Annotated in this window: 1 protein-coding gene; it reads left to right on the forward strand. The window is 60.7% G+C overall.

Annotated elements, in window-relative coordinates:
* Positions 1–718: ABC transporter substrate-binding protein (locus AC1D0P_RS26555; RefSeq protein WP_477679461.1), on the forward strand; the 718-nt coding region annotated here is incomplete at both ends.

A 718-nucleotide genomic window follows, 5' to 3' on the forward strand; every position in this document is an offset into this window, starting at 1 on the left:
CTCGTCGAACGAGGTCAAGATCAACCTGAAAGATGTCGACACCCAGTTCCCCGAGTCGATCGCCGATCTTCCCGTGGTGCCTGAACATATCTGGAAGGACGTCAAGGATCCGGTGGCGTTCAAGAACGAAAACCCCGTCGGCTCCGGACCGATGACCGAAATCCGCCGCTTCACCCCGCAGGTCTATGAACAGTGCCGCAATCCCAATTACTGGGATGCCAACGATCTCCATATCGATTGCCTGAAGCTGCCGCAGATCTCCGGTAACGACCAGATGCTGGCGCTATTGCCGGAAGGCACGATGGACTGGATCGGCTCCTTCCTGCCCCAGATCGACAAGACCTATGTCGGGCTCGACCCTGCCCATAACGGCTATTGGCAGCCGCCGGCGGAAACCGTCGCTTTCCAGATGAACCTGAAGAGCAAGAATGGCGCCGACGCCAAGGCGTTCAACGACATCAACTTCCGCCACGCCTTCAGCCTGGCGATGGACCGCACTGCGATGGTCGATGTTGCCGGCTTCGGCTATCCGGTCGTCAACCTGCATGCGAGCGGCCTGCCGCCGCGCTTCGAAGCCTGGCGCAACAAGGCAGCCGAAGGCGACAAGGACCAGTGGATGGGCTATGACGTCGACAAGGCCAACAAGATCCTCGACGATGCCGGCTACAAGAAGGGCGCGGATGGCTTCCGCACCACGCCGGACGGCCAGGCGATCGCG

The organism is Polaromonas sp. P1_G2 (genome assembly GCF_056405515.1).